This window comes from Wenyingzhuangia sp. IMCC45574 (assembly GCF_054182685.1).
This window is the reverse complement of record NZ_CM135169.1, coordinates 93,266-118,882: the sequence shown is the minus strand read 5'-3', so window position 1 is coordinate 118,882 and position 25,617 is coordinate 93,266. Positions and strand designations below refer to the sequence as shown.

Sequence of the window (25,617 nt, the reverse complement as noted above, 5' to 3'; positions counted from 1 at the left end):
CACTGTTTTGATTTTTTATCAAAAGTGCTGCTAAATAGACGTTTTAAAAATTAGTTGTAACCGAACTGTAGATTTTAGATACTGAATTGCAATTAACGTAAGATTACTTTCTGAATAATGTCTTCTCCTAAAGCTTCGTTCATCATACTCTGAATTTTTTCTTTTCCGTAATCCAACTCAGTTCTTAGTGCTGCAGAAGATATATTCACAATTAACACTCCAGCTTTTAAAGTAATCTTATCTGTATAAGCCTTAACCCCTGGTCCCATTAACTTTTCCCATTCTTCTTCTACAGAAATTTTCTGAAAACCTTTTTCTAGGTTGTTTGCCTTAATAAAATGCTTCATTAAAGCACTCATAGGATTTGCTTCGTTTCTTCTTTCAGTAATTGAATCTGATTTTTTCTTAACCATTATAGGTGGAAAATTTTATAGGGTTGTTGGGTTTGCTTTACCACGTTTTCTGTTCTTTCTCCGTGCGTATCACTTATAAAAATCTGTCCAAAATGATCTTTATTCACCAAATTAATTACTTGTGACACTCTGTTTTCATCTAGCTTGTCAAAAATATCATCGAATAACAAAATAGGTTTTCTACCTGTTAATTGTTTCATAAACTCAAACTGAGCAAGCTTTAAAGCAATTAAATAAGACTTTTGCTGTCCCTGAGAACCAAATTTTTTAATCGGGTATCCATTCAATTCAAACTGTAAATCGTCTTTATGAACTCCTACCGATGTATATTGTAAAACTCTATCTTTCTCTAAAAACTCATCAAACAAGGTTAATAAAGGCTTTTCGTGTAACTGTGTTTTGTACAACAAACCAACCTCCTCTTTAGAATTGCTTATTTCTTGATAACAGGAAGTAAAAATAGGGCTAAATTCCTCTAAGAACCAAACTCGTTTCTGGTAAATTTTAATACTTAAATCCGATAACTGTTCATTATACACATTCAAATTCAAGGCATCAAAAGTACGGTTTGCAGCAAAATATTTTAACAATGCATTTCTTTGCGTTAGTAACTTATTGTAATTCACTAAGTTTTGCAAATAGCTTCTATCTTGCTGAGAAATGACCCCATCCATAAATTTTCTGCGCGTTTCGCTTCCTTCAATAATTAAATCTCTGTCTGCAGGAGAAATCATTACCAATGGAAAACTACCAATATGATCCGAAAATTTATCGTACGCTTTTCCATTTCTTTTTACTACTTTCTTAGTTCCCTTCTTAAGACTACACAGAATTTTCTCCAAACGTTCTTCTTCTAGCAAATAGTCTCCTTCTATCATAAAAAAGTCTTCGCCATGCTTAATATTCTGAGTAGCAACGGCATTAAAGTAACTTTTGGTATAAGAGAGATAATAAATAGCATCTAACACATTGGTTTTCCCTACCCCGTTGTTTCCAACAAAACAATTAATCTTTGCATCAAAATCGAATAATTCTGATGAAATATTTTTAAAGTTCACTAAGGATAATTTCTGAAGATGCATCTGCTATTGGGTTCCATTTGAAAGGGCTTGCAATTTATCATTTTTTGATGAAAACCCTGTTTTGATATTCGATTAAAAAAACTATTTTTGTCCAACTCAGATAAAAAAATAAATATTTAAACAATACATAGCATATGGCTACTTACCAAAAAAGAGGTTACAAAAAGTCGGTTGAAGGAGAAGAAGAAGTAATCGTGGAGAATAATGATGGAAACCTGGAGAACAGTACAACCGCAGAAGTATTTAATACATTAGACGAAACTGCCAATAAATCAGAAAAATGGATAGAAAACAACAGTAAGGTTTTATTCATTGGATTAATTGCCGTTGTTGCTGTTATATTTGGATACATGGGGTACAAGCAATTTGTAGTTGCTCCACAAGAAAAAGAAGCTGCTAACGCATTGGCATTCGCAAAACAAGAATTTACCAAAGCAACTAAAGCAGAAGATACTTCTTTATACACTGTAGCATTAGAAGGTGCCGAAGGAAAATACGGATTAACAGACGTAGCTAAAAACTTTGGAGGAACAGATGCTGGAAACTTAGCTAAATACTACGCTGGTATTTCTCACTTAAAATTAGAGCAATACGACGAAGCTATTAACTACTTAAAAGACGTAAATGTTTCTGATGCTGTCTTAAACACAGTAATTAAAGGAAGTATTGGTGATGCTTATTTAGCAAAAGGAAATACGCAAGAAGCTTTATCTTACTTTAGTGATGCTGCAAAAGCAACAACAAACTCGGCTGTAGCTCCAGTATACTTATTAAAAGCGGGGAAAGTTGCTTTAGAATTAAAAGATTATGGTACTGCAGAAAACTTCTTTAGCACAATTAAAGCAGACTTCCCTAAATCAAGTCAAGCAAACGACATAGACAAGTTTTTAAACCAAGCTAAATACGCTAACTAATTATGGCTACTACAGATTTATCTGCATACGATAAAGAAAGTTTACCTAATGTTACAGGATTCCGTTTTGGAATTGTAACCTCTGAATGGAACCCTGAAGTTACTGAAAACTTAACTTTAGGAGCTATTGATACTTTGCTAGACAATGGTGTCTCTGAAGAGGATATAATTACTTGGAAAGTTCCTGGTAGCTTTGAGTTGATTTACGGTTGTAAAAAAATGTTAGACAGTAGAAATGTAGATGCTATTATTGCTATTGGTTGTGTAATTCAGGGAGAAACCAAACACTTCGATTTTGTATGTGATGGTGTTACCCAAGGAATTAAAGACTTAAATTTACAATACGAAGTTCCTACTATTTTTTGTGTGTTAACAGACAACAACCAACAACAGTCTTTAGACCGCTCTGGTGGTAAATTAGGAAATAAAGGAATTGAATGCGCAGTTGCCGCAATTAAAATGGCTGCCTTAAATAAAAGGTAGTTTTACTAACTAAATATTTAAAACATTATTGTTGAATTTTTCGTAAATTTGACGATAATGTTTTTCTTTTTACACTATGTTTAAATCCCCTTTTAAAGCCATTGGGCACTACGTTTTTGATTATAAACCTCGTTATTACGACGAGCGTAAAGAGCGTATAGAAGCTTTAGAAGACAGATACAGAGTAGAAAGAAATAAAGAAGACAACGGTGATTACGAGGTTACATTAACCAAGAACAACTTAAAAAACGAATGGTCTAGAACCAAAGCTTCTGCTTTTGATGATAAGAGTTCTACCTATCGTTTATTGTTAATCATTTTAATTCTTTCTTTAATTACATGGGGCCTTTTTAATTACGACAAAATCCAAAGTGCCAAACAAGGATATGCCAAAGTAATTGAAACCATGTGGAGTTCCTTTCAAAAGTCTAAATAAGATAATTTTAAATGTCCGACATTATACAATTATTACCTGACCATGTTGCCAATCAAATAGCCGCTGGAGAGGTAGTACAACGACCTGCATCTGTAGTAAAAGAGCTATTAGAAAATGCCATTGATGCAGGAGCTAAAAATATACATCTCATCTTAAAAGATGCCGGAAAAACCTTAATTCAAGTAATTGATGACGGTTCTGGTATGTCCGAAACCGATGCCCGTTTGTGTTTTGAACGTCACGCAACCTCTAAAATTAGAGAAGCAGAAGACCTGTTTAACTTAAACACCAAAGGATTTCGTGGAGAAGCCATGGCTTCTATTGCTGCCATTGCTCAAGTAGAAATGAAAAGTCGCTTGGCTACCGCAGAACTAGGAACCTGCATTCAAATAGAAGCAAGTAGAATTACCAACCAAGAAGTAACAACCACTGCTATTGGAACCAATACCGCTGTTAAAAATTTATTTTTTAACATCCCTGCACGTAGAAACTTTTTAAAGTCTGATGCCGTAGAAACCCGTCATATTATTGATGAATTTCAACGCGTTGCCTTGGTTCATTTTGATGTTGCTTTTGTATTAAACCACAACAATACAGAAATTTTTAATCTTCCATCGGGAAATTTAAAACAACGAATTGTAAATATTTTTGGTCATAAAACCAACGAGCGCTTAATTCCTATAGACGAAGAAACGGATGTAGTAAAAGTGCAAGGATTTATTATAAAACCTGAATTTGCAAAGAAAAAAAGAGGAGAACAGTTCTTTTTTGTAAACGACCGTTTTATAAAAAGTCCTTACTTACACCATGCTATTAACAGTGCGTTTGATGGTTTGTTAGATAGAGAATACCACCCAGGATACTTTTTATATTTAGAAGTACCCACACATACTATTGACATTAACATACACCCTACCAAAACAGAGGTTAAGTTTGATAATGAAAAAGTGCTTTATGAAATTATTAAAGCATCTGTAAAACATAGCTTGGGTCAGTTTAACATGAAACCTTCTTTGGATTTTACTAAAAACAAAGATTTAGAAACTCCGTACAGCTACAAAGATGCTCCTGTAAAAACTCCAACTATTAAAGTAGACCCTACATTTAATCCGTTTAAATCAGACTCCAGTTTTAATCCGTTCGAAACGGACAGTACGCCTAAGTCTACTACTTCTGTTGCTAAACCATCGACTAGCGGAAAGTCTGGCAACAATTTTTCAGGATCAAGTTCCTATAATTCTTTCACCAAAAAGCAAGGAGACTGGGAAGCTTTGTATCACGGAATTGAATCTGTAGCCAACACAGAGCCGAATAAAGAAGAATTAGCACCAGAACTATTCGAAAAATCGGATAACAATTTAGTGGTAGACACTTTTCAAGTAGTTAAAAAATACATCTTATGTCATTTAAAAACAGGTAGTTTCTTGGTCCACCAACATTTGGCACACCAGAGAGTGCTGTACGAAAACTTTTTGGCCAATATTACTGTAAAAGAAGCCTCTAGTCAGCAACTACTGTTTCCTATTCATATTAATTATAGTGCACAAGAAATTCACATTCTAAAAAACATTCAAGAAGAATTGGAGAGCACTGGTTTTATGTTCGACAAAATTTCAGACGATGCTGTAGTTGTGACAGGAATTCCAACCACAATTACAGAAAGTCAGATTAGCATGGTTTTTGAGCAATTAATAGAAGATTTTCAACAAGACATTCAAGAAAATAGCTTTAGTCAACTAGATATGATTGCTAAATCATTAGCCAAAACTTTAGCTATCAGAACTGGAACTAAACTATCGGATACAGAACAACAAAACCTAATTAATGATTTATTTGCTTGTAAAGAAGCCAATATATCTCCTTTTAGGAAAAAAATATTCACAAAAGTAGACACCAAAAAATTGGATGCCTTTTTTAACATAGACTAAATAAATTATGCCAAAAGTTCCTGAAACCATAAAACATATATTAATTATTAATGTAATATTTTTTATTGCAACAGCAACAATAAAGAACTATGACTTATTTGAAGCTTTTACTCTTCACTTTTACAGTCATCCAAAATTTAGGTTTTGGCAATTTGCGACTAGTATATTCTTACACTTTGATTTTATTAGTCTGTTGTTTAATCTTATGGGATTGTATTTTTTAGGAACACCATTGATTCAATTATGGGGGAAAAATAAATTTATATTCTTCTATGTATCGGCTAGTATAGGATCTGGATTGTTGTTTTTAGGTATAAGACAACTTGAGTTTCAAAATGCAATGAATGAACTTATAGCTTTAGGTGGGAATAAAGAAGAATTAATAGGCGTTTTTAATGAAACAAAAGTGTTTAAAAATGAAACAGTAGAAATAGCTAATAGAATATATACGACAAGATTATTCGGTACATCATCTGTTATATATGCTATGTTGGCAGCCTATGCGCTGTACTTTCCAAATGGAAAATTTTATTTATATTTTGTAATACCTGTAACCGTAAAATACTTCGTCCCTATTATTGTATTAATTTCTCTAGTATCTAGTTTTATGTCTCAACCAATTTTTATACCTCTAAATCATGCTTTTTATGGTTTATTTGGAATATTAGTTGGATTAATAATGGCACTTGTCTGGAAAAGGGATGATTATAGAATGAATTGATATGCTGAAAGATATTTTTACACAACTTAAACAAAAATATACTAAAGGAGGTATTATTGAAAAACTCATTTTTATAAATGTTGGAATTTTTATTTTAACATTTTTTATAGATGGTATAAGTTCTCTTTTTAACTCATCCAATAGTTTTTTTTGGACTTGGCTTGCTTTGCCTTCTAATACATATGGGTTTATATTTAAGCCATGGACTATTGTAACTTACGGGTTTTTACATGGAGGCTTTTTTCATTTAGTGTTTAACATGATTTACCTCTATGTATTTGGCCGTCTTTTTTTAAATTACTTTATTCCAAGAAAATTATTAGACTTTTATTTACTGGGAACTATCTGCGGAGGAGTTTTGTTCTTACTAACCTACAACTACTTTCCTGCCTTACAAAATAGCAATACTATTTTAGTAGGTGCATCGGCAGGTGTTATGGCTATCTTAGCAGGAACCACAGCTTATATCCCCAACCATCAATTCAACTTTACATTTATAGGACCTGTAAAGCTTTGGGTAATTGCTGCTATTTTTATTGGAATCGATTTAATTTCTATAGGGAACAACGCTGGAACCACTTTTTCGCACCTGGGTGGAGCATTGTATGGTTTTTTAGCTATTTATTATAAAGATAGCTTTCAACTAAAAAACCCTTTTAAAAAAGTATTTACAAAAAAAACACCTTTAAAAACATCTTACAAAACCAATCGTAAAAACAACACAAAAACTGACAAACCACAATCTGTACAAGATAAAATAGATGTTATTTTGGACAAAATAAGTAAATCCGGATACGAATCGCTATCCAAAGAAGAAAAAGCATTTTTATTTCAACAAGGAAAAAAATAAATGAAAAAAAAACTAACCATTTTCGAAAAACTTCTGTTTTTCTTTAATGTAATAGCTGGTCTGTTCTTAGTATTAATTTATTTAATACCTTATTTAAGCCCTAATCACTTTCCTTGGATAAATCTTTTAAGTTTAGGATACCCTTTGTTAGTAATAGTAAACTTAGTGTTTTTTCTTATCTGGTTAATTCGTCTAAAACCCCACTTTCTATTTTCAGCTATTTTAATAGGAATAGGATATAAAGATCTTACGTCTTTTTATTCATTACATGCGAAAGAAAATTTAAAACAATCAGATATTAAACTGCTGTCCTATAATGTTCGTCAATTTAATATTAGTAAATTAATTAATTCTCCTACAATTACACAAGAAATTTTTGAGTTTATAAACTCAAAAAAAGTAGATATTGTTTGTATTCAAGAACATGTTTCAATAAAAAATCATAAAATAAAACTACCTTTCTCATACAAAAAAATGCATAAAGGTAATCAACAAGCCATTTATTCTAAATATCCTATAGTAGACAAAGGTTCTTTAGAATTTAAGAATACTTTAAACAATGTTATCTATTCCGATTTAAAAATTGGCAAAGAGATTATAAGGGTATACAATGTACATATGCAATCTTTTGGATTAAAAACCGACAAAGAACATTACGGAGATAAAAACAACAAAGAGCTTTTAAAACATTTTAAAAAGGTTTTTATAAAACAATCTGAGCAGATTCTTATTTTAAAGAAACACATAAAAACATGTCCTTACAGAACAATAATTGCAGGAGATTTTAACAATACTTCTTTTTCTTGGAATTATCATCAATTAATTAGCGATAGAAAAGATGCTTTTGTAGAGGCTGGAAGTGGATTTGGTGCTACCTATAACTATATGCTCCCTTTAAGAATCGATTTTATTTTACCCCAAAAAGATATGAATGTTGCCTCTTTTACAAATTTCAATGTAAAACTTTCTGACCACTACCCCATATTAGCTAGAATAGACTTGAATAATTAGTATATTTGAATTTATGAAGAAATGGTATTTATGTGTGATGTTATTGTTTTTCTGTCAAGCTTTTTTTGCACAAGAAAAAGATGAGGAGTTAGAACAAGAACCTATTTCATTATTTACAGATTTTAGGATTCCAATGAGAGAAAATATCAATGAATCCGATTTAAAATATAATGGTTGGAGAACCGATCCAGGTTCCTATACTTTTAGATGCAGAAATAAAAAAAGAATTAGATTAACTCTTTGGCATTTAGAAGGAGGGCCCAACAAAGAAGCAATTGGCTCGGAATTTGTAAACATTACTCCTGCTATAGGTAAATGCAACAAAAAGGATTTAAAATACAATACGTATCACTACAAAGAAAAGTTCTAACAATATGAAGAACAAAGTATACATCTTATTTTTTATGGGCTTACTAATGTGTAAGCTAGGGTTTTCACAAGAAAAAGAACTATTAAAATTTACACTTAAAGGTAAAATTTCTAGTGTAGTTGATAGTACTGCAATTGAAGGTACTACCCTACTTAATTTAACAACAATAGATGGTACTGTTACAGGTAAAAAAGGATTGTTTGAAATAAAAACACAAGAGAACGATACTATTTTAATTTCTCATATCGGTTTTGAGTCTATTAAACTTAAAATAACGAAAGATCTTTCTAAAGGAACTGAACTAGATATTCAGCTACATCCAAAAATACAACAATTAGAAGCTGTTAGAATACACAAGCTGATTGGTGTACTAGAAATTGATATGAAAAAAGTCCCTAGAGACAAATTTAACAGGGTACATATCAACGGACTTCCTCAAACTTATGAAGTTAGAAAAACTCCTAAATCTCTTAGCAGTTTAAGTATTGGTCAAGCTTTAACTAACCCTGTGGATTTTGTTTATAATTTATTTGGAAGAAAACCTAAAAAGCTACGAGACCTTAAAAAATTAAAAGAAAAAGATGCTACTAGGAATATCTTAACAAATAGATTTGATAGAGAAATTATCTTAGACTATTTACAAATGGACTTAGATGAATTAACACAAGTATTATCAGAATGTAATTACTCTCCTTATTTTATAAAGAAAGCCACCGATTTACAACTAATAGAAGCTGTTCTAGAATGTTATGAAAATCATAAAGCAGTTAGAAAAGGAAGTACATTTAAAAAAGATAAATAAACAATCTATCTAAATTAACGACTCTCCATTTAAATTGGTTGTTAACACGCTACTCATATAATCTAAAAAAGGACGAGTGGCTTTAAAACTTTTTATAATATCGTCGTAAAAATTCTCAGAGAGCACCTCTTCATCTGTTAAATTTCTTTGAAATAAGAAACTCTTTTTTCGTAACAAATCTATATCTGGATGGTTTTTATCAAAGCCTTTAGGAGCTGTTTTTAACTCCTCCCCTTTATAAAAACCTCCAAAGTATTTTTTAATAGTAGGATCCGCTAATATGTCTCTTATGTCCGAAGCATCAATTTCGAATTCTTTTCGTATCCTAAGAATATCTTCTTTGTTAGGCATCCAAAACCCTACAGCTATAAAAGAAGCTCCAGGACTAACCTCAACATGATATCCTCCTCTTAAGGCTTCGGTAGCTCTTTTGTAACTACAACTTCTATATAATTTATAAGGTGATTTATCTTTAGAGAAACGAACATCTCTATATATACGATAGGCTTTCATATCTTCTATATCGTCCTCTTCCTTTAAGCCTTCCATAACTTGAGTGAAGAAAGCTTTCATTTTTTCATCCTCCTCTGTAAACCAAGCTTTGTTATCTGCAAACCACTCTCGGTTGTTATTTTCTTTTAATGCGTTTAAAAATTTAAAAATAGAAGGTGTTATCTGAGTAGACATAATTCTTAATCCTATAAAAATGATAGGTTAAATATACAAAATCACACGTAATTTCATCATTTATAAAAACACTAAAAAACGGTTAAAATTAAAACTATTTTTACGTTATAAAAACAGTTCTTTTCTGTAACAATTGTTGCAATTAAACAGTCAAAATCTCGTAAATTTATTTTCAATATTTTTAGAAGAAAAAACCAGTAATTCCTAAGGATTTTCCTCTAAAAATAGTCACTGAATAGTTCAACTTTACTACAAATCTATTTCCAAATGGAAGACATGATTTTTTACGATCGTTTGCAGTTTGCTTTTACGATTACATTCCACTACATTTTCCCGCAATTAACCATGGGACTCTCCTTAATCATTCTCTTTTTTAAGGGGTATTATTTAAAATCTCAAAAAGAAATTTACAACGATGCCGCAAAGTTTTTTATGAAAATATTTGCCCTTAATTTTACCATGGGTGTGGTAACAGGTATTCCCATGGAGTTTCAATTTGGAACCAACTGGGCTAAGTTTTCCGAATTAACAGGAGGAATTATTGGTCAGACTTTAGCCATGGAAGGAACCTTTTCTTTCTTCTTAGAATCTTCGTTTTTAGCACTCTTTATTTTTGGTGAAAAACGAATGGGACAAAAATTACATTTCTTAACCGGATTTTTAGTATTTCTAGGATCTTGGGCAAGTGGTTACTTAATATTGGCCACCAACGCATGGATGCAACATCCTGTTGGGTATGAAGTGTTAGAGAATGGAAAATACGTTTTAACCCATTTCTCTAAATTATTTAGCAATCCTTGGTTGCTACCCGCTTTCTTACACAACCAAATGGCCTCTTTGGTAACTTCTTCTTTTGTAGTTGCTAGTATTGGAGCTTTTTATTTATTGATTAAGAAAAACGAAGAACACGGAAAACTTTTCTTAAGAACTGGAGTTGTTTTTGGTTTTGTTTCCTGTATGCTGGTTGCCTTTCCTACAGGAGACTTAAACGCTAAAAATGTGGCAAAATATCAACCTGCTTCTTTTGCAGCTATGGAAGGTATTTTTGAAACCGAACCTGCTGGATCTGAAATTGTATTAATAGGACAGCCAAACATGGTAGAAAAAAAGCTAGACAATAAAATTGCAGTTCCCAATGTACTAAGTTTCTTAACCTATCAGAATTGGGAGCAACAAATTCCGGGTATGGACAAGTTTGACAAAGAAGAACTTCCAGACAATGTACCTGCCTTGTACTACTCTTATCATATAATGGTAGGACTTGGTACTATTTTTATTGGAATTATGGCTATTGCCTTACTATTTCTATACCTAAAAAAATTATATGGTTTTCAGCCTTTGCTATGGACCATTCTATTAGCTGCTCCCTTCCCTTTTATTGCCAATATAACAGGTTGGTATGTAGCAGAGTTGGGTAGACAACCTTATTTAGTGCACGGATTATTACGTACTGTAGATGGAGTTTCTCCAACCGTATCTTCTGGAAACACCTTATTTACGCTATTAGGGTTTGTTGCTTTATACCTAATCTTAGGTCTTTTATTTTTAGTATTAGTTGGTAAAACTATTTACCACGGACCTCAACCTCAAAAACACTAAGCCATGGAAACATTTTGGTTCATTATTATTGCCGTTATTTTAACCCTATTCTTCATCTTAGATGGATATGATTTTGGAACAGGAATTATTCACCTATTCTTTGCCAAAGAAGAAAAAGACAAAGAAACAATTGCCAAAGCCGCTGGTTTATTTTGGGACTCTAACGAAGTATGGCTAGTAGCTGCTGGAGGTTTATTATTTATGGCTTTTCCTACCTTATATGCTTCTGCTTTTAGTGGTTTCTATTTACCTCTAATTATTATCCTTTGGTTGATTATTTTTAGAGCAATGGGATTGGAATTAAGAGGACAATTAGAGCACCCTGTTTGGAAAACAATTTGGGATAGATCTTTTGGAGTTTCTAGTTTATTATTGGCCTTGTTTTTTGGAATTGCATTAGGAAATATTGCTAGAGGTGTAAATTTAGGAGGTGTAGAACATGGTGTTTCTGCTTACGAACCTCATTATTTCTTTTTACCTCTTTGGGACAGTAGCTTTAGTCCTACATCGGAAACTCCTGGTGTTATTGATTGGTTTACATTGGTAATTGGTGTTATTGCCATTGTAACTTTAGCAATTCATGGTGCAAATTGGATTGTTTTAAAAACCAACTCTAGTATTAACAAGCAGCTAAAAAATATTAGTTTTAAATTCAACATCGCTTTAGCTGTATTAACAGTATTCTCTGTAAGTATATGGCATTTGGTAACTCCAGATCCATTGAGCAATTATTTAAAAAACCCACATTTTTTAATTTTCCCAGCCGTTTATTTTATAGGGCTATCGGGGCAATTCTTTGTAAAAAAGTTTAAAAAAGAGGTACACGCATTTATTTGTTCTTGTTTAATGATTGTGGGAGGTATTACCTCTACCCTAGCAACTATGTTTCCAACCTTATTACCATCTACAAATACGGTAAACCCAGATCTGACTATTTACAATACCGCAACAAGTGCATACGGAATGTCTGTAGCCGTTCCATGGATGATTGTTGGACTTATTCTTATTGTGGTTTATTTTATAGTACAAAAGAAATTAAATGCTGGAAAGATAGATGATATGGAATATGGACACTAATCTTATAAAAAATACCTAAAACATTAATAAGTAACTTATGACAGAAACTAGTATTTCTCTACTAAGCATTCTCTTTGGAGTGTTTGGAGCCATTGTTTTTGGAAAACGAAAAGCGAACTATTCTTTTGGTATTTCTGGCAATGCTGTTATAGGTGTATTTGGAAGTGTTTTATTGATAAAGTCTTTTGGAAGGTTAGGATTTGCTCCCAACTATATTGTCTCTGCAAATACGGTTAACTATTTTTTGTTAGCGCTAAATCTTATTATTTCTCTTATAGGAGGAATAGGACTTTTAACGTTGCTAAGATATCTATACAATAACACCCAATCGAGTCAATGATTGGGTGTTCTTATACATCTAAAAACGGATTTTATAACAGTTAATAACTATCACTTGCATCAGTTAACGTTTTCATAAAAGCAATAATGTCTTTTATTTCTTGTTCCGACAAATCTAATTTATCAAATGGTAAGGTTTGATGAGGAATATCAAAGCCTAATCCTGCTCCACCACCTTGATTGTAAAAGTCTAACACCTCTTCTAAAGTATTATAAACACCGTTATGCATATAGGGTGCTGTTAAAGCTATATTTCGGATCGTAGGTGTTTTAAACATACCATCATGAATTGCTTCTTCATGAATCCAATAAAAACCTCTATCGCTGTCCAATTCTTTGTTATCTGCGGCTTTTGGTACTCCAATAACCTCTTTTTCAGTTTCTTTAAAAAAAGGAGGAACAGTTCCATTGGTTAAAGGCACAAAATGACAAGTGGCACACAGGGCTTTTCCCATATACAAATTCAGTCCTCTTTTTTCAGATTCTGTAAAATTATCTTCTTCTCCTCTAATATTTTTATCAAACTTGGAACTGAAACTGTTGAGTGTAGAAATATAAGTAGAAATAGCTCCTATAATTTTAGTATTCTTTTTAGGTACAGCTCCATACAACTCTTTAAATAAAGTTATGTAGGTAGAGTCTGTTAAAATTTCATTAGAAAATTGATGAATTTCTGTGTTAAACTCAGACTTGTTTTTAAAAACTAAACTGATTTGATCATTTAATGTACTAGACCTTCCATCTAAAAAGAAATTCTTTTGAAAAGCAACATTTATAAGTGTTGGTGCATTACGTAAACTTGCTTTACCATTATTATCTAAACTTGTTTTTAAACCATCTGTATAAGCTTTATTAGGACTGTGACAAGTGGCACAAGACATTGTTTGATTGGCTGACAACTTAGAATCGAAGAATAATTTTCGGCCTAAGGAAATTTCTTTTTCACTTGGATTTCTATTGGATGGCTTTCTAAAAAAATTAACATTAAAACTATTATCTTCAAAAAAAGTAGGGGCATCAAAATTAAAAGGAGAAGTTACATTTGGGGTCCAAATATCCAGAGTTTTTCGAATAGCTACCCAATTACGAACAATAGGATTAAAATATTTTTTTAAAAACGTATACCTATCAAATGTTACAAAATCTGAATTCATTTCTAAATATTGAATGGCTTTTTGAGTCGTGTCTATAAATTTTTCGTGTAATACAATATCTTTTTCCTTAGTTAACGCTTGTAAGCTAACCATATACACCTGTAACAAACTTTCTAAAGAAACCCTTGTTTCTTGTAATCCTAGTTGACTTATAGGAGTATCAAAACCTGTAAGTCCAAAACTTACAATTCTTAACAACTGTTGATGCGTAGCTCTAAAAAAGCGTTGTGGATTTAAAGCTCGTAATTCTATATTACCTTGTAAAACCTTTAATAACCCTTTAGTTAATCTTAACTCTTCTTGATATTCAAACTTACTTATCCCACCTTCATAAATAGATTCTTCAATTTTTTGAAGTCCTATAGGTTTTAATACTCTTTGGGTATCATCAGTAAAGTGGGGCAATGCAGGACCATTTGCCTTGCAACCAACTTCAGGATTTAAATAAGCTGCATAGGGTTCTGCTTTTTTAAAAGCTATTCTTAATTTTTTAAAAATCGTTTTTGCTTCTACAGCATCTACATCATACAATGCCAAAGAGTCTATGTAAACAACTGCTTGCTTTATATGAAATAGATAAAACTCTTGTGCCTTTGTAAAATCAACTTCTGATTTATTTGTAGTTGATTTTTCTTGTTTACATGATAATATGATAAAAAGAAAAATAACAATCAATAATTTAAATATTCTCATTCTAACTATTTTAGTACACTCATCTAATAATTTAAGACTTGTAATGTGTATAGGAAAAAGCCTCCACTAAAGTGAAGGCTTTTTTATTATTACAAACTTGTGTAATTTATCTTGGTAAACCTTTTAATAAAACTACTTGTCCCCCTTGGTTATGAGGAAATGCATCTCCTTTTACAAAATCATTATTTTTCCAATAGTGAGGTTGTAGATTTAAAATAAACACATCTGACTCTCCTAATTTATCAGAAACATCTGTTAAAGCTCCAAACTCTCCACTTAATCCTGTTGTCCCATTTTCTGCTAAGTTTTGCTCTACTTTTAACTCTAACACAACTTTGGCATTGTTACCATCTAAATCAGTTTGATGAATATAAGCTGCATGACCTCTAGAAAAAGAGTTCGGATCTTCTTGTGTATAAATAAAGTTTTCTGTTACACATATATTATCAGGACTTTGCAAAGTAGCAATGTTTCCGTCATTGTTGTTAGTGTCTGTATTTCCACTAATTACTTGTGTCAATTTTCCTGTTAACGGAGAAGCTTCATCTAACTTTAAGCTGTATACTGTCCCCCAATCGTTGTAAGTACCTCTTCCTGGCCCACGTCCTGTAACAGCAAAATACACGTTTCTTCCGTTAGCATCAGAACCTTTTTGGTAATCTACGTCTTCAACTCTCATAAATGCAGAAGCTTGAACAGCAACACAAGCATCTTCCATTTCAGATTTAGTCATGTCTTTACCATTTACAATTTCCACAAATTCTATATCATACGTTTTTTGAAAATCTAATTGTCCTTCATTGTAAATTTCTCCAGCAGTTACTGCAGTAGTTACACCAGCTTCAGAGTATTGCTTTAACCTTAAAACATAGATTTTTCCATTCTCTAAATCTTGATCTCCATTTTCAGAATAATACAAGACTACCTGACCCTCAGATCCACTAGAATCATCATCCCCTCCAATAATAACTGTTTTACCAGCATATGCATCTTTAGGTAATGGCACTGCATTTTCCCATGAAAACTCTCCTAGAGCATCTAATCCGAAATCAGCAGTTGGTGACGGCTCCATGTAAGGATCAATCCCTTTAACATCGTATGCTATACTTTCAGAAGCAGATAAGAAAATATCTTTTGTACCTCCGTGAATATCTTTTTCCCACATAGTAGCAGAACATTGACGAGCTCTATCTGCAACCTCTCCGTTTAACAACCACTCTCCTTTAATTGGATTCATGTTTGCATCAAAGTATACACGAGAAACAGAATAATCATCTTCAGCGTTAGACAGATAAATATACCCATCACTATCTGGATCATTTAATAATCCTGCACCATCCTGTGCACCAAACAATTGAAATCCGTTCTCTAATACATCTGAAGTACTAATCAAAGAATATGCCTCTACATTAGAAAACTCAGAATGCATTTTTACCAAAGGAGTTAAGTTAGACTTATTCTCAAAGGTTTTCTTTCCATTGCTACTCACAATGTCCAATACTTCAGTCTCTGATAATTTTGTATCATCCTCACAAGACACAGCAGCAACTGCTAAGATTCCTGCTAGTGATAATTTAAATAAATTTTTCATCTTTTAGTTTGTTTTGTTATTTGAACGTTCCAAACTTAACAAGCCACAGAAACAAACCATGTAAACTGAACTTTAAGAAAAACCACCTTTTTTTATTAATTCAATGTAAACATCGTTAAACAAACTTTAAGCTCCCTAAAAAAAACACCCTCAATTTGTTGATTTATCAATGGCTTAACTATGTTAATTAATCCCATTCGGCTATTTAGATTAATTCTAAAGGTTTAAATAGAAAACCAAAAAAAATCCCAAACCGAAATGGTTTGGGATTTTTTTATTTTTAGTAGGAGGTTCTTTTTAGTCTTCTTGGTGTAAGAATGCCTTCTTTTTTAACAACTCTTCTTCTGTTTCTACTACATCTTCATCAGGAATACAACAGTCTACAGGACATACAGCAGCACATTGAGGCTCATCGTGGAAACCTTTACACTCTGTACATTTGTCTGGTACTATATAGTATACTTCATCAGAAACTGGTTCTTGATCTTCACTTGCATTACCTGCGTTACCGTTAGGTAAAACAAAATCTCCGGTAAGCTCTGTACCGTCTGCATAAGACCATTCTTCAGCTCCTTCGTAAATTGCATTATTTGGACACTCTGGCTCACATGCCCCACAGTTAATACATTCGTCTGTAATTATAATTGCCATCGTCGTTTTTTCTTTAAATTTGTAGCCACAAAAATAGTACATAGTTATTTTCAATCAAAACCTATAAACTAACTTATAATGAGTTTAGATAAGAGAAAAAAAGCCTTTGTTCAACTGGGTGAATTTTTAAGTCAATTTTCAAATCAAAAGATTGAAAAGAAAGAAAACATTGCTCACAACGACATATTCTTTGATGTTTTTAACACACAAATAAATAGAGCGGTTGAGTATAACAGTTGGTTTACAAAAGACAACGTATTATTTTCTTTAGAAAGCTGGTCTAAAGCGTTAACCAAAGAAAACTTAGACACTTGGTTAAGTTCTTATAGCATAGATCAACAACCAACAACTAGCAATCCAAAAACCATTGCTATTATAATGGCAGGGAATATTCCTTTGGTTGGTTTTCACGATTTTTTATGTGTTGGTATTACCGGATACAAAGTATTAGCAAAACTTTCTTCTAACGACAAGTACTTTATTCCTTTAGTAGCTAAATATTTAGAATATGTAGAACCGCTATTTAAAGGCTTATTTACATTTACAGAAGAGAAATTAGAAGGTTACGATGCTGTAATTGCTACAGGTAGTAATAATACTGCTCGTTATTTTGATTATTACTTTGGAAAATATCCAAATATTATTAGAAAAAACAGAAATGCAATTGCTGTATTAAATGGTAATGAAACACAGGAACAACTAGAAGGCTTAAGTGACGACATTTTTAGGTATTTTGGTTTAGGATGTAGAAGTATTGCTAAAATATTTGTTCCTACAGATTACGACTTCGACAAATTATTTAAAGCAGTCTATAAAAATAAGGATATTATAAACTATCAAAAATACGCTAACAATTACGATTACAACAAAGCAGTCTATTTAATGAGTTTGTTTGATATTCAGGAAAATGGCTTCTTAATGCTTAAAGAAGATAAAAGTTATTCATCGCCTATTGCAAGCCTTTTTTACGAAACTTATGACGACTTAGAATCGTTAAAAATAAGATTAAAAGACGAATCTGAACAGATTCAATGCATTTCTACAGAACTAAACATTGAAAATTCTGTAAAATTAGGGACAACACAAGCCCCATTGTTATGGAATTATGCTGATAATGTTGATACTCTTGAATTTTTATTAACGTTCGCATAAATCAAAAAAAATAAATAGTTAAACGTATTCATAAAGAGTACAGAATTTTTAAATTTGTGCTTTCCAAAATTAAACCTATAATGAAAAAACATAATTTTAGTGCGGGACCTTCTATTCTTCCACAAGAAGTATTTAAAAAGGCAAGTGAAGCAGTTTTAAACTTTGACAACACGGGACTATCTATCATAGAAATATCTCACCGTAGTAAAGAATTTGTTGCTGTTTATGATAAGGCGGTTGCATTGGTAAAGGAAATTTTAAATGTTCCTACAACTCACGAAGTATTATTCTTACAAGGAGGTGCCTCTACTCAGTTTTTAATGTCTGCTATGAACTTAATGAAAGTTGAGGGTGGTAAAGCAGCATATGTAAACACTGGAGCTTGGAGTAAAAAAGCGATTAAAGAAGCTGGTTTATTCGGAGAAGTAGATGTAGTTGCTTCTTCTGAAGATACAAATCACAACTATATACCTAAAGATATTAATGTACCAGCAGATGCTGATTTTGTACATATTACATCTAACAACACTATTTTCGGAACTCAGTTTAAAGAGTTTCCAACTACAGATGCTCCTTTGGTAGCAGATATGTCTTCTGATATTTTCTCTAAACCTATTGATGTATCTAAGTTTGGAATTATCTACGCTGGTGCTCAAAAGAACTTAGGACCTGCAGGAGCTACTCTTGTAATAATTAATAAAGACATCTTAGGTAAGTCTGGAAGAACTATTCCTTCTATGTTAGACTACCAAGTTCATATTAAAGGAGAAAGTATGTTTAATACACCTCCTGTATTTGCTATTTACGTTTCTATGTTAAACTTAGAATACTTAAAAGCAAACGGTGGTTTAGAAGCTGCTGCAAAAAGAAACGAAGAAAAAGCAGCATTACTTTACAACGAAATTGACAACAACCCTTCTTTTGTAAATAATGTAGCTAAAGAAGATCGTTCTTTAATGAATGTTGTTTTCTTATTAAACGATGCTTCTAAAGATGCAGATTTCTTAGCTGCTTGTGCAGAAGCTGGAATCTCTAACGTAAAAGGTCACCGTTCTGTTGGTGGATTTAGAGCTTCTATATACAATGCAATGCCAATAGAAAGTGTTGAGGCATTAATAAACGTAATGAAAAAATTTTAACGCTTAGTTAATAAGCAAAAATCATAATTAAAATGAAAGTTTTAGCAAACGACGGTTTAGCACAATCAGGTGTTACTGCATTAGAAAATGCTGGATTTGAAGTAATTTTAAACACAGTTGCTCAAGATCAATTAGAAAACTATATTAATGAAAATAACATTGATGTAATCTTAGTAAGATCTGCAACTACTGTAAGACAAGAATTAATTGATGCTTGTCCTTCTTTAAAAATTATTGGACGTGGTGGTGTAGGAATGGACAACATTGATGTTGAATACGCAAGAGAAAAAGGATTACATGTAATTAATACTCCTGCTGCTTCTTCTCATTCTGTTGCAGAATTAGTTTTTGCACACTTATCTGGTATGGTTCGTTTCTTACACGACTCTAACCGTAACATGCCTTTAGAAGGAGAATCTAACTTTAAAGGATTAAAAAAATCTTACGCTAACGGTTTAGAATTAAAAGGTAAAACATTAGGTGTTTTAGGTTTTGGACGTATTGGACAAGCAACAGCTGCTGTAGCTTTACGTTTAGGTATGAATGTGGTTGCTTTTGACCCTTTTATGGGAGAAAGTGCTACTATTACATTAGACTTCTTTAACGGTGCTACTATAGATATTAATGTTGCTATTATTTCTAAAGAAGATGTTTTAAAACAAGCTGACTTTGTAACCTTACACGTACCTGCTCAAAAAGAGTACGTTATTGGAAAGCCAGAAATTGAAATAATGAAAAACGGTGCTTTCTTAGCAAACGCTGCTCGTGGTGGTGTAGTTGATGAAGTTGCTTTATTAGAAGCTTTAGATAGCGGAAAATTAGGTGGTGCTGCTATTGATGTATTTGAAGCTGAGCCTAAACCTGCTGTTCAAGTATTAATGAACCCTAAAGTATCTGTAACACCACACATTGGTGCTGCTACTGCTGAGGCACAGGATAGAATTGGAGGAGAATTAGCTGATCAAATTATTTCTATCTTGAAATAATCATCAGACTCTTATAAAAAGTAAAAGCCCTAACAGAAATTGTTAGGGCTTTTTTTTGTCTTTAATTTTTCTTATTTACTTACTCCGTAATAACCTTCTGCATACTTTTTACTTCTTTTCTTTAAAGGTTTCTTCTTACTCCAATAACGAAAGTACGCTACCTTAAACTCTTGGTCTAACTTACTTTTTTCTGATGGTAACGCTCCAAACCATTTATTCGACTCATTATTAAAGTTTACCTGCATAGGCTGAAACCAGTGTGTATTTATAGCTTCTCGGAACAAAACACCATCTATATAAAAACGAATGTAATCTTTATCCCATTCCACTCCCCACACATGGTAATCGTTGTGTAAATTAAAAGGAACTTTGTATTTTTTATTTCTACTAAAATGTGCTTTAACATCTCCGTATTTTTTTGGAGATCTAAAAACATGGATATTAGAGTTTAAATCGTTCTGTTGATTTTTAGTGGTGGGTGAATTTTCGCAGAAATCTATTTCCGTCCACCAATCTTTGGTTCCTAAACAAGCCCAAAAACCAGATACCCAAGTATCATCCATCAGCTTCATTTTTGCTTCAAAATAACCGTATAATACCTTTTCTTTACTTTTAATAAAACCAGCTGAGTGTGTATAACCTTCTGGAAGAATAGCATCGTCTTTATGCTGATTGATTTTAAAAACCAATTCACCATCTCTTAAACTAACATTAGAGCCATGAAAATAAGTTGGCTTTCTCCCCTTCCATCCAGGATTGTTTGGATACCATCTATTCGTATTTAATTTTTGCCCATCAAACTCATCTGAAAATAGTTCTGACAAAACCCATTTACTTTTATTTTGCTGATCTGACAAAGGATAAACATTATTTACCCTTTTAGGGGCATTGCTAAAGTCCACCAAGTTGGTAAACTTTTCTTTTGGTTTGGTTTGTGAAAATGCTGTAGTTACCAATAAAATTGACAACATAGCAAATACTCTGTTTTTTTTCATTTTTTACTATTGAATTATTAAAATTGGTTAATTAGAATACCTATTTTTCTAATGATTCAAATTTGGACAATCCAGTATAGAAATTGCATTATTTTAAGATAAAAAACTAAAACATATATCCTAAAAGTTAAAATAATTCAAGTAACAAATTATTAATATGGTTATAAATAGTTTTTCTACATCAATGAATATATTTACTTATAAATTAAAGAATCGCTTATGAAAAAGTATATACTAACCTTAGTATTATTAATTTGTTACGTTGCTCATTCACAAAACAGTAATAATTTAGAGTTTAAAGAATTTGATACCCAAAAGTATAGCAAGTCAAATACAGAAATTCGCTTTGCAAAGAAAATCAACAACAATAAGTATTTAGTTATAAGAAAAACGATACAAACATTTACTACGCACCCCAGAGACAAATATTATATAGAAGTATACAACAGAAATGGAAAATTAATACAGCAAAAAAAAATTAAACATGCTCCTTTTGATAAGATATGGGTTAGAAATGATAGTCTTTTTCTATTAAACGGTAAAAAACAATTCTATACAACCGGTAAAAAAAGACATTTAGGTATTTATGTGTCTGCTACCGCTATTAATAATTTAGAATTCAAATCAACAAAACTATATGATTTTAGTTCTTCTGAAGCTTTTAACGACTTTAATTCTTTCTTCTTAAAAAACACATCTTCTTTAAATTACAACTTTAAAGTTTCTAAAACAGGTAAATATTTAGCTATTTTATTTAAATGCGAGACCAATAAAAAAATCTATTCGAGTTCAGATGAGTATCTTTTTTCAAATAGTTTCTTTGCTAAATCAACCCGAAGAACATACAGTAATGCGTACAAAGTTGCACTACTACAAAACAACACCTTAAAAGAAGTTTATTCCCAAAATTTTGTTTTAAATCATGGGGCAAGCTGGGCTGATATAAACGATTTAAAAATTAACGAATTTAATGCTGATATTAGTTTTATTGAAACTGAGAATATTAAAAAGGAAAATTTATTAAATAGCATTGTAGACGACATTAAAGGCTATAAATTGGTGACAAAAAATGTAGTTTTAATAAATCAAAACGGAATATCTAGAGTTAATATAGGGAAGCTAAATGATCAATACTATCTTGGTGGATTTTCGATCTTTTACCATCAACAAAAAATGTTTTTAATAGGGGGGTATGCTAACGATTTAAAAAGAAGACACTACAAAGGTTTTTTTAAAATTGAGCTAAATAAGAATTTAAAAACCATCGAGTCATCTTATTTGCCTTTTACAGATAGATTTATGAAAGACAGAGAGAAGATTTTAAAAATGGACAATAAAGATTCTTATGGTGCTCATGAGTTTAATATATTAAGTCCTGTAAATGTTTTTTTTACCAATAGTGGTGAGTGTATTATTAATATGAAGGAGTACAAATCTAATTTTAATTACAATAGAAAAGCACCTGGAAAATATTTTGGAATAATTGGTATGGATACTCGTATTAAAAGAAGCATGACCACAGTAATGATAGCTGCTAAAATTAGTACAGAAAACAAGTTAAGTTGGGCTAGGTGTATTTACAGTAGCAATAAAACCAATACTCTATTTATAGATGATTATTTCTCTTCCTATAGAGATCATAAAAACTATTTTATTTTTAATCAAAAAGAAGCAATTGTTAATTACTTGTCAGGAGAAGAAACATCTTCTGCTTTAATGACAAGAAATAGAAATGTTAAAACCTATTTTATTACAATTAACGAGTTTGGAGAAATATTGTACAAACCTTTTTCTTACCCAATAAACACAGCTAAGTTTACTTACTTTTCTTCCAATACACCAACAGAAGGAACCTATAACAACATAATGTATTTTGATATTAAAAAAGGAAAGAAAAGTAAAAGTCTTATGCAATTAACTTTCTAATAAATCAGTTTATTTCATTAATGAAACTCATACTATTTAGTAATAGTAACATCTAGTAAATATTACTTTAAGATATTGTTTGTTAGAGTTAGATTCTGAAAGACAAGAGCCATTTTTTGTTTCAAATAATTGCTTTATATTCACTACACTTTTAAAGAAAGTACTCTAGCTATGAAAAAAACAACAAACATTATTTGTTTTCTTTTCTTTGCTGTTTGTTTTTCTCAGACAACAGATATAACTGAAAAGATAAATTATGAAACCACAACAGATTTAAACCTTTATGCAGATATTATATTTTTAGATACTACCGATAAGGGGGGACTTATATACGTAAAAGAGAAAAGGAAAATGTTAAGTTCTAAAGCATACTATTACTTCTATTATTATGATAAAAACAAAAAGCTGGTTCTAGAAAAAAAGTTAAAGACCAATAAAATTGATAAAATATTTATATCCAAAGATAGTATATACCTTATTAGACATAAAAAAGATTTGTTTACTCCAAAACCTGAGGGCTTTACACAAAGGCCAACTACAATAACAGGTGTTGATTTTTTTAAACAATCTGCATCTTTAAAAGACTTTAATTTTAAAGAAACTAAGTGGTTTACTGTTAATCATAATATGGCATATTGGTCTAAAATTCCCAAGAATACGAATACCCTATTACATACAGATTCGCAAAATAACCTTATACATATTACTAGAATTTCAAACCCTACTACTAAAGTAAAAATAAACGATGCTGATATAAGTATACTTTCAAACCCTACAAAAAAGAAAGAACGTTATTATAATACTCTTTTTAAAGTTGAAATGTTTGATACGAATCTAACAAAAGTTTTTTCAAAGAAAATTATTTCTACTAATAACAGGAGTCGTTTTAATGTCGAAAAAATAAAAACAGATCCAACAAATAAAGATATTTACTTATTAGTTTCAACTTTAAAAGATAAAACAAAACCATTAATTGGTATTAAAAGGGGGCTCCCTCAATACCATATTATTAAAATATCACCCAACGGAACTTTTTTTAAAACTATTGGAAGCAACAAACATAAACTAGAAGCTGTTAATTTTGATTTTTATAAGGACAAAATAGTCTGTACGGGTTTGTACTGGGATACTAAACCTAGTAATATAAATGGTATTTGTAAACTAGATTTTAATAAAAACACCTTTAAAGAAGAAGGGCAAAACTATTTAGAGTTTACTCCCCAGTTTTTTGAAGATTTATCTTTTTCTTCTAAAATAAAAACTAGTACAAAACAAATATTTTATTCCAACAATAATTTTACTTCTGATTTTATTCACATCGATAAAAATGGAAATTGTACAATTAACATAGAAGAATATTATGTAAGCTCTAATTTTGCTACGGCTCCTATAAATGGTCCTGCGGGAGTGCCTATGGCCAATATACCTCTTACTAGCGGACTTTCATTCTCACTTTCATATTCTGTGAGTTCAAGAACTAGTTCTGTTTCTTCTGATTCAAATAGGAATCAAAAGAAAATTATTGCCGCAAAAATTTCTAACGATAACAAACTATTATGGGCTAGAGCTATAAAAGATAGAGATGGTAGAGATTTTCAGATATCACAATGTCTTAATGGAACAAACTATATCATTAAAAAAGACATTCCAAGGACACATAAAAAAATAAGCCCTGAGGACAAAACGAATTCTAAAAATAATTTCCTCTATATTATTTCTATTAATGATAAAGGTAAAATGAATAGTAAACGTTTTTTATCTTACAGAGAGGGAATGTGGGTTGATTTGATTAGTGCAAACAATATTGCTAATGGTCATACTAATTTCTTTATAGAAAGAGCAAACAAAGAGGTATTTCAATTAGTAAATTTTCACTTAAAATAATACAAAGCTACATACCTAATGGATTGCATTGGATTTTCTATTTTTGTTTTTTTTTAAAACACAATGTAAATGAGTATAGCCAAAAACCTAGATATAGTCTCTAAAGAGATTGCCAAACATATAACCCTAGTCGCGGTTTCTAAAACCAAACCAGTTTCTGATATTCAACAAGCATATGATGCTGGTCAACGTGTGTTTGGAGAAAACAAAATTCAGGAAATGGCAGAAAAACATGAAATACTACCTAAAGATATTTCATGGCATATGATTGGGCATTTGCAAAAAAACAAAGTAAAATATATGGCTCATTTTGTCGATTTAATTCACGGAGTTGACAGCCTATCTACCTTAAAAGAAATAAACAAACAAGCCTTAAAACACAATAGAATTATCAACTGTTTACTACAAGTAAAAATAGCCCAAGAGGACACCAAGTTTGGTTTATCTAAAGAAGAGGTTACGACTATTCTAAACTCCAACGAATATAAGGCTATGGAAAATGTAAAAATAGTTGGATTGATGGGGATGGCAAGTTTTGTGGAAGATAAAGGTCAAATAAAGCAAGAGTTTAAGAGCTTAAACGATTTTTATACAATTACCAAAGAGCCGCATGGTCTAAATATACTGTCTATGGGAATGAGTGGAGATTACAAAATAGCTATTGAAGAAGGAAGTACTATGGTACGTGTTGGTAGTGCTATTTTTGGAGCAAGAAACTACAATATCTAAAATGTT

The 25,617-nt window shown here is 31.4% G+C and carries 25 protein-coding genes; 18 read left to right on the top strand and 7 right to left on the bottom strand.

Going from position 1 to position 25,617, the window contains the following annotated elements; all coding sequences use genetic code 11:
- Window positions 1–92 precede the first annotated feature (92 nt).
- Together ACXHHC_RS00600 and recF are read right to left on the bottom strand one after the other, a co-directional pair.
- Window positions 93–413, bottom strand: a complete 321-nt coding sequence (locus ACXHHC_RS00600; RefSeq protein ID WP_458227709.1) for a DUF721 domain-containing protein — start codon at window positions 411–413, stop codon at window positions 93–95.
- Complete coding sequence (gene recF, locus ACXHHC_RS00595) at window positions 413–1,495, bottom strand: DNA replication/repair protein RecF (protein WP_458227708.1); 1,083 nt, start codon at window positions 1,493–1,495, stop codon at window positions 413–415. Before recF ends, ACXHHC_RS00600 begins: the two co-directional genes overlap by 1 nt.
- A 134-nt stretch (window positions 1,496–1,629) precedes the next feature.
- On the opposite strand from recF, the gene ACXHHC_RS00590 reads away from it, so the two are divergent.
- From ACXHHC_RS00590 to ACXHHC_RS00550, 9 genes are all read left to right on the top strand, one after another.
- Window positions 1,630–2,409 (top strand): hypothetical protein, encoded by a 780-nt coding sequence (locus ACXHHC_RS00590; protein WP_458227707.1) that lies wholly within the window; start codon window positions 1,630–1,632, stop codon window positions 2,407–2,409.
- 2 nt (window positions 2,410–2,411) lie between these two features.
- A complete protein-coding gene (gene ribH, locus ACXHHC_RS00585) occupies window positions 2,412–2,891 on the top strand; it encodes a 6,7-dimethyl-8-ribityllumazine synthase (protein WP_458227706.1) in 480 nt (159 codons plus the stop codon).
- Window positions 2,892–2,967: 76 nt separating this feature from the next.
- Window positions 2,968–3,327 carry a hypothetical protein gene (locus tag ACXHHC_RS00580; RefSeq protein ID WP_458227705.1) on the top strand — a complete coding sequence of 120 codons (360 nt, stop codon included), beginning with the start codon at window positions 2,968–2,970 and terminating at the stop codon, window positions 3,325–3,327.
- An 11-nt stretch (window positions 3,328–3,338) separates the two neighbouring features.
- A complete protein-coding gene (mutL, locus tag ACXHHC_RS00575; protein WP_458227704.1) occupies window positions 3,339–5,255 on the top strand; it encodes a DNA mismatch repair endonuclease MutL in 1,917 nt (638 codons plus the stop codon).
- A 7-nt stretch (window positions 5,256–5,262) separates the two neighbouring features.
- Window positions 5,263–5,976 carry a rhomboid family intramembrane serine protease gene (locus ACXHHC_RS00570; RefSeq protein WP_458227703.1) on the top strand — a complete coding sequence of 238 codons (714 nt, stop codon included), beginning with the start codon at window positions 5,263–5,265 and terminating at the stop codon, window positions 5,974–5,976.
- Window position 5,977: 1 nt separating this feature from the next.
- Entirely contained in the window at window positions 5,978–6,826 is an 849-nt protein-coding gene (locus ACXHHC_RS00565; RefSeq protein WP_458227702.1) for a rhomboid family intramembrane serine protease, read from the top strand.
- Window positions 6,827–7,837, top strand: a complete 1,011-nt coding sequence (locus ACXHHC_RS00560) for an endonuclease/exonuclease/phosphatase family protein (protein WP_458227701.1) — start codon at window positions 6,827–6,829, stop codon at window positions 7,835–7,837.
- 13 nt (window positions 7,838–7,850) lie between these two features.
- The gene (locus ACXHHC_RS00555) at window positions 7,851–8,207 is read left to right on the top strand and encodes a hypothetical protein (RefSeq protein WP_458227700.1); all 357 of its coding nucleotides are present in this window, start codon (window positions 7,851–7,853) and stop codon (window positions 8,205–8,207) included.
- A gap of 4 nt (window positions 8,208–8,211) precedes the next feature.
- A complete protein-coding gene (locus tag ACXHHC_RS00550) occupies window positions 8,212–9,009 on the top strand; it encodes a carboxypeptidase-like regulatory domain-containing protein (protein WP_458227699.1) in 798 nt (265 codons plus the stop codon).
- Between the two features lie 9 nt (window positions 9,010–9,018).
- Here ACXHHC_RS00550 and ACXHHC_RS00545 read toward each other — a convergent pair whose 3' ends face one another.
- Window positions 9,019–9,696, bottom strand: coding sequence for a DUF2461 domain-containing protein (locus tag ACXHHC_RS00545; protein ID WP_458227698.1), 678 nt, complete (start codon window positions 9,694–9,696; stop codon window positions 9,019–9,021).
- 267 nt (window positions 9,697–9,963) lie between these two features.
- On the opposite strand from ACXHHC_RS00545, the gene ACXHHC_RS00540 reads away from it, so the two are divergent.
- The 3 genes from ACXHHC_RS00540 to ACXHHC_RS00530 are packed head-to-tail and all read left to right on the top strand — an operon-like array spanning window position 9,964 to window position 12,712.
- A complete protein-coding gene (locus tag ACXHHC_RS00540) occupies window positions 9,964–11,295 on the top strand; it encodes a cytochrome ubiquinol oxidase subunit I (protein WP_458227697.1) in 1,332 nt (443 codons plus the stop codon).
- Window positions 11,296–11,298: 3 nt separating this feature from the next.
- Window positions 11,299–12,372 carry a cytochrome d ubiquinol oxidase subunit II gene (gene cydB, locus ACXHHC_RS00535; RefSeq protein ID WP_458227696.1) on the top strand — a complete coding sequence of 358 codons (1,074 nt, stop codon included), beginning with the start codon at window positions 11,299–11,301 and terminating at the stop codon, window positions 12,370–12,372.
- A 37-nt stretch (window positions 12,373–12,409) separates the two neighbouring features.
- Window positions 12,410–12,712: a hypothetical protein gene (locus ACXHHC_RS00530; protein ID WP_458227695.1), complete on the top strand. Its 303-nt coding sequence runs from the start codon at window positions 12,410–12,412 to the stop codon at window positions 12,710–12,712.
- A 40-nt stretch (window positions 12,713–12,752) separates the two neighbouring features.
- Here ACXHHC_RS00530 and ACXHHC_RS00525 read toward each other — a convergent pair whose 3' ends face one another.
- The 3 genes from ACXHHC_RS00525 to ACXHHC_RS00515 all read right to left on the bottom strand — a co-directional run bounded on the left by ACXHHC_RS00525 (window position 12,753) and on the right by ACXHHC_RS00515 (window position 16,800).
- Complete coding sequence (locus ACXHHC_RS00525; RefSeq protein ID WP_458227694.1) at window positions 12,753–14,558, bottom strand: cytochrome-c peroxidase; 1,806 nt, start codon at window positions 14,556–14,558, stop codon at window positions 12,753–12,755.
- Between the two features lie 106 nt (window positions 14,559–14,664).
- Window positions 14,665–16,149, bottom strand: coding sequence for a hypothetical protein (locus tag ACXHHC_RS00520; protein WP_458227693.1), 1,485 nt, complete (start codon window positions 16,147–16,149; stop codon window positions 14,665–14,667).
- Between the two features lie 297 nt (window positions 16,150–16,446).
- Window positions 16,447–16,800, bottom strand: coding sequence for a 4Fe-4S dicluster domain-containing protein (locus tag ACXHHC_RS00515; protein WP_458227692.1), 354 nt, complete (start codon window positions 16,798–16,800; stop codon window positions 16,447–16,449).
- Between the two features lie 78 nt (window positions 16,801–16,878).
- Between ACXHHC_RS00515 and ACXHHC_RS00510 the strand changes: the two genes are divergently transcribed.
- The 3 genes from ACXHHC_RS00510 to ACXHHC_RS00500 all read left to right on the top strand — a co-directional run bounded on the left by ACXHHC_RS00510 (window position 16,879) and on the right by ACXHHC_RS00500 (window position 20,077).
- Window positions 16,879–17,952 carry an acyl-CoA reductase gene (locus tag ACXHHC_RS00510; protein WP_458227691.1) on the top strand — a complete coding sequence of 358 codons (1,074 nt, stop codon included), beginning with the start codon at window positions 16,879–16,881 and terminating at the stop codon, window positions 17,950–17,952.
- Between the two features lie 80 nt (window positions 17,953–18,032).
- Window positions 18,033–19,091, top strand: a complete 1,059-nt coding sequence (serC, locus tag ACXHHC_RS00505) for a 3-phosphoserine/phosphohydroxythreonine transaminase (protein ID WP_458227690.1) — start codon at window positions 18,033–18,035, stop codon at window positions 19,089–19,091.
- 32 nt (window positions 19,092–19,123) lie between these two features.
- A complete protein-coding gene (locus tag ACXHHC_RS00500; protein WP_458227689.1) occupies window positions 19,124–20,077 on the top strand; it encodes a D-2-hydroxyacid dehydrogenase in 954 nt (317 codons plus the stop codon).
- 71 nt (window positions 20,078–20,148) lie between these two features.
- Here ACXHHC_RS00500 and ACXHHC_RS00495 read toward each other — a convergent pair whose 3' ends face one another.
- The gene (locus tag ACXHHC_RS00495) at window positions 20,149–21,072 is read right to left on the bottom strand and encodes a LamG domain-containing protein; glycoside hydrolase family 16 protein (RefSeq protein ID WP_458227688.1); all 924 of its coding nucleotides are present in this window, start codon (window positions 21,070–21,072) and stop codon (window positions 20,149–20,151) included.
- Window positions 21,073–21,291: 219 nt separating this feature from the next.
- Between ACXHHC_RS00495 and ACXHHC_RS00490 the strand changes: the two genes are divergently transcribed.
- The 3 genes from ACXHHC_RS00490 to ACXHHC_RS00480 all read left to right on the top strand — a co-directional run bounded on the left by ACXHHC_RS00490 (window position 21,292) and on the right by ACXHHC_RS00480 (window position 25,611).
- Complete coding sequence (locus ACXHHC_RS00490) at window positions 21,292–22,998, top strand: hypothetical protein (RefSeq protein WP_458227687.1); 1,707 nt, start codon at window positions 21,292–21,294, stop codon at window positions 22,996–22,998.
- A gap of 171 nt (window positions 22,999–23,169) precedes the next feature.
- A complete protein-coding gene (locus ACXHHC_RS00485; protein ID WP_458227686.1) occupies window positions 23,170–24,882 on the top strand; it encodes a hypothetical protein in 1,713 nt (570 codons plus the stop codon).
- 69 nt (window positions 24,883–24,951) lie between these two features.
- Window positions 24,952–25,611 (top strand): YggS family pyridoxal phosphate-dependent enzyme, encoded by a 660-nt coding sequence (locus tag ACXHHC_RS00480; protein ID WP_458227685.1) that lies wholly within the window; start codon window positions 24,952–24,954, stop codon window positions 25,609–25,611.
- Window positions 25,612–25,617 lie beyond the last annotated feature (6 nt).

Excerpts from the sequence above, each read along its gene's own strand:
- ACXHHC_RS00600 (WP_458227709.1), bottom strand. The coding sequence starts at position 413 with ATGGTTAAGAAAAAATCAGATTCAATTACTGAAAGAAGAAACGAAGCA.
- recF (WP_458227708.1), bottom strand. The coding sequence starts at position 1,495 with ATGCATCTTCAGAAATTATCCTTAGTGAACTTTAAAAATATTTCATCA.
- ACXHHC_RS00590 (WP_458227707.1), top strand. The coding sequence starts at position 1,630 with ATGGCTACTTACCAAAAAAGAGGTTACAAAAAGTCGGTTGAAGGAGAA.
- ribH (WP_458227706.1), top strand. The coding sequence starts at position 2,412 with ATGGCTACTACAGATTTATCTGCATACGATAAAGAAAGTTTACCTAAT.
- ACXHHC_RS00580 (WP_458227705.1), top strand. The coding sequence starts at position 2,968 with ATGTTTAAATCCCCTTTTAAAGCCATTGGGCACTACGTTTTTGATTAT.
- mutL (WP_458227704.1), top strand. The coding sequence starts at position 3,339 with ATGTCCGACATTATACAATTATTACCTGACCATGTTGCCAATCAAATA.
- ACXHHC_RS00570 (WP_458227703.1), top strand. The coding sequence starts at position 5,263 with ATGCCAAAAGTTCCTGAAACCATAAAACATATATTAATTATTAATGTA.
- ACXHHC_RS00565 (WP_458227702.1), top strand. The coding sequence starts at position 5,978 with ATGCTGAAAGATATTTTTACACAACTTAAACAAAAATATACTAAAGGA.
- ACXHHC_RS00560 (WP_458227701.1), top strand. The coding sequence starts at position 6,827 with ATGAAAAAAAAACTAACCATTTTCGAAAAACTTCTGTTTTTCTTTAAT.
- ACXHHC_RS00555 (WP_458227700.1), top strand. The coding sequence starts at position 7,851 with ATGAAGAAATGGTATTTATGTGTGATGTTATTGTTTTTCTGTCAAGCT.
- ACXHHC_RS00550 (WP_458227699.1), top strand. The coding sequence starts at position 8,212 with ATGAAGAACAAAGTATACATCTTATTTTTTATGGGCTTACTAATGTGT.
- ACXHHC_RS00545 (WP_458227698.1), bottom strand. The coding sequence starts at position 9,696 with ATGTCTACTCAGATAACACCTTCTATTTTTAAATTTTTAAACGCATTA.
- ACXHHC_RS00540 (WP_458227697.1), top strand. The coding sequence starts at position 9,964 with ATGGAAGACATGATTTTTTACGATCGTTTGCAGTTTGCTTTTACGATT.
- cydB (WP_458227696.1), top strand. The coding sequence starts at position 11,299 with ATGGAAACATTTTGGTTCATTATTATTGCCGTTATTTTAACCCTATTC.
- ACXHHC_RS00530 (WP_458227695.1), top strand. The coding sequence starts at position 12,410 with ATGACAGAAACTAGTATTTCTCTACTAAGCATTCTCTTTGGAGTGTTT.
- ACXHHC_RS00525 (WP_458227694.1), bottom strand. The coding sequence starts at position 14,558 with ATGAGAATATTTAAATTATTGATTGTTATTTTTCTTTTTATCATATTA.
- ACXHHC_RS00520 (WP_458227693.1), bottom strand. The coding sequence starts at position 16,149 with ATGAAAAATTTATTTAAATTATCACTAGCAGGAATCTTAGCAGTTGCT.
- ACXHHC_RS00515 (WP_458227692.1), bottom strand. The coding sequence starts at position 16,800 with ATGGCAATTATAATTACAGACGAATGTATTAACTGTGGGGCATGTGAG.
- ACXHHC_RS00510 (WP_458227691.1), top strand. The coding sequence starts at position 16,879 with ATGAGTTTAGATAAGAGAAAAAAAGCCTTTGTTCAACTGGGTGAATTT.
- serC (WP_458227690.1), top strand. The coding sequence starts at position 18,033 with ATGAAAAAACATAATTTTAGTGCGGGACCTTCTATTCTTCCACAAGAA.
- ACXHHC_RS00500 (WP_458227689.1), top strand. The coding sequence starts at position 19,124 with ATGAAAGTTTTAGCAAACGACGGTTTAGCACAATCAGGTGTTACTGCA.
- ACXHHC_RS00495 (WP_458227688.1), bottom strand. The coding sequence starts at position 21,072 with ATGAAAAAAAACAGAGTATTTGCTATGTTGTCAATTTTATTGGTAACT.
- ACXHHC_RS00490 (WP_458227687.1), top strand. The coding sequence starts at position 21,292 with ATGAAAAAGTATATACTAACCTTAGTATTATTAATTTGTTACGTTGCT.
- ACXHHC_RS00485 (WP_458227686.1), top strand. The coding sequence starts at position 23,170 with ATGAAAAAAACAACAAACATTATTTGTTTTCTTTTCTTTGCTGTTTGT.
- ACXHHC_RS00480 (WP_458227685.1), top strand. The coding sequence starts at position 24,952 with ATGAGTATAGCCAAAAACCTAGATATAGTCTCTAAAGAGATTGCCAAA.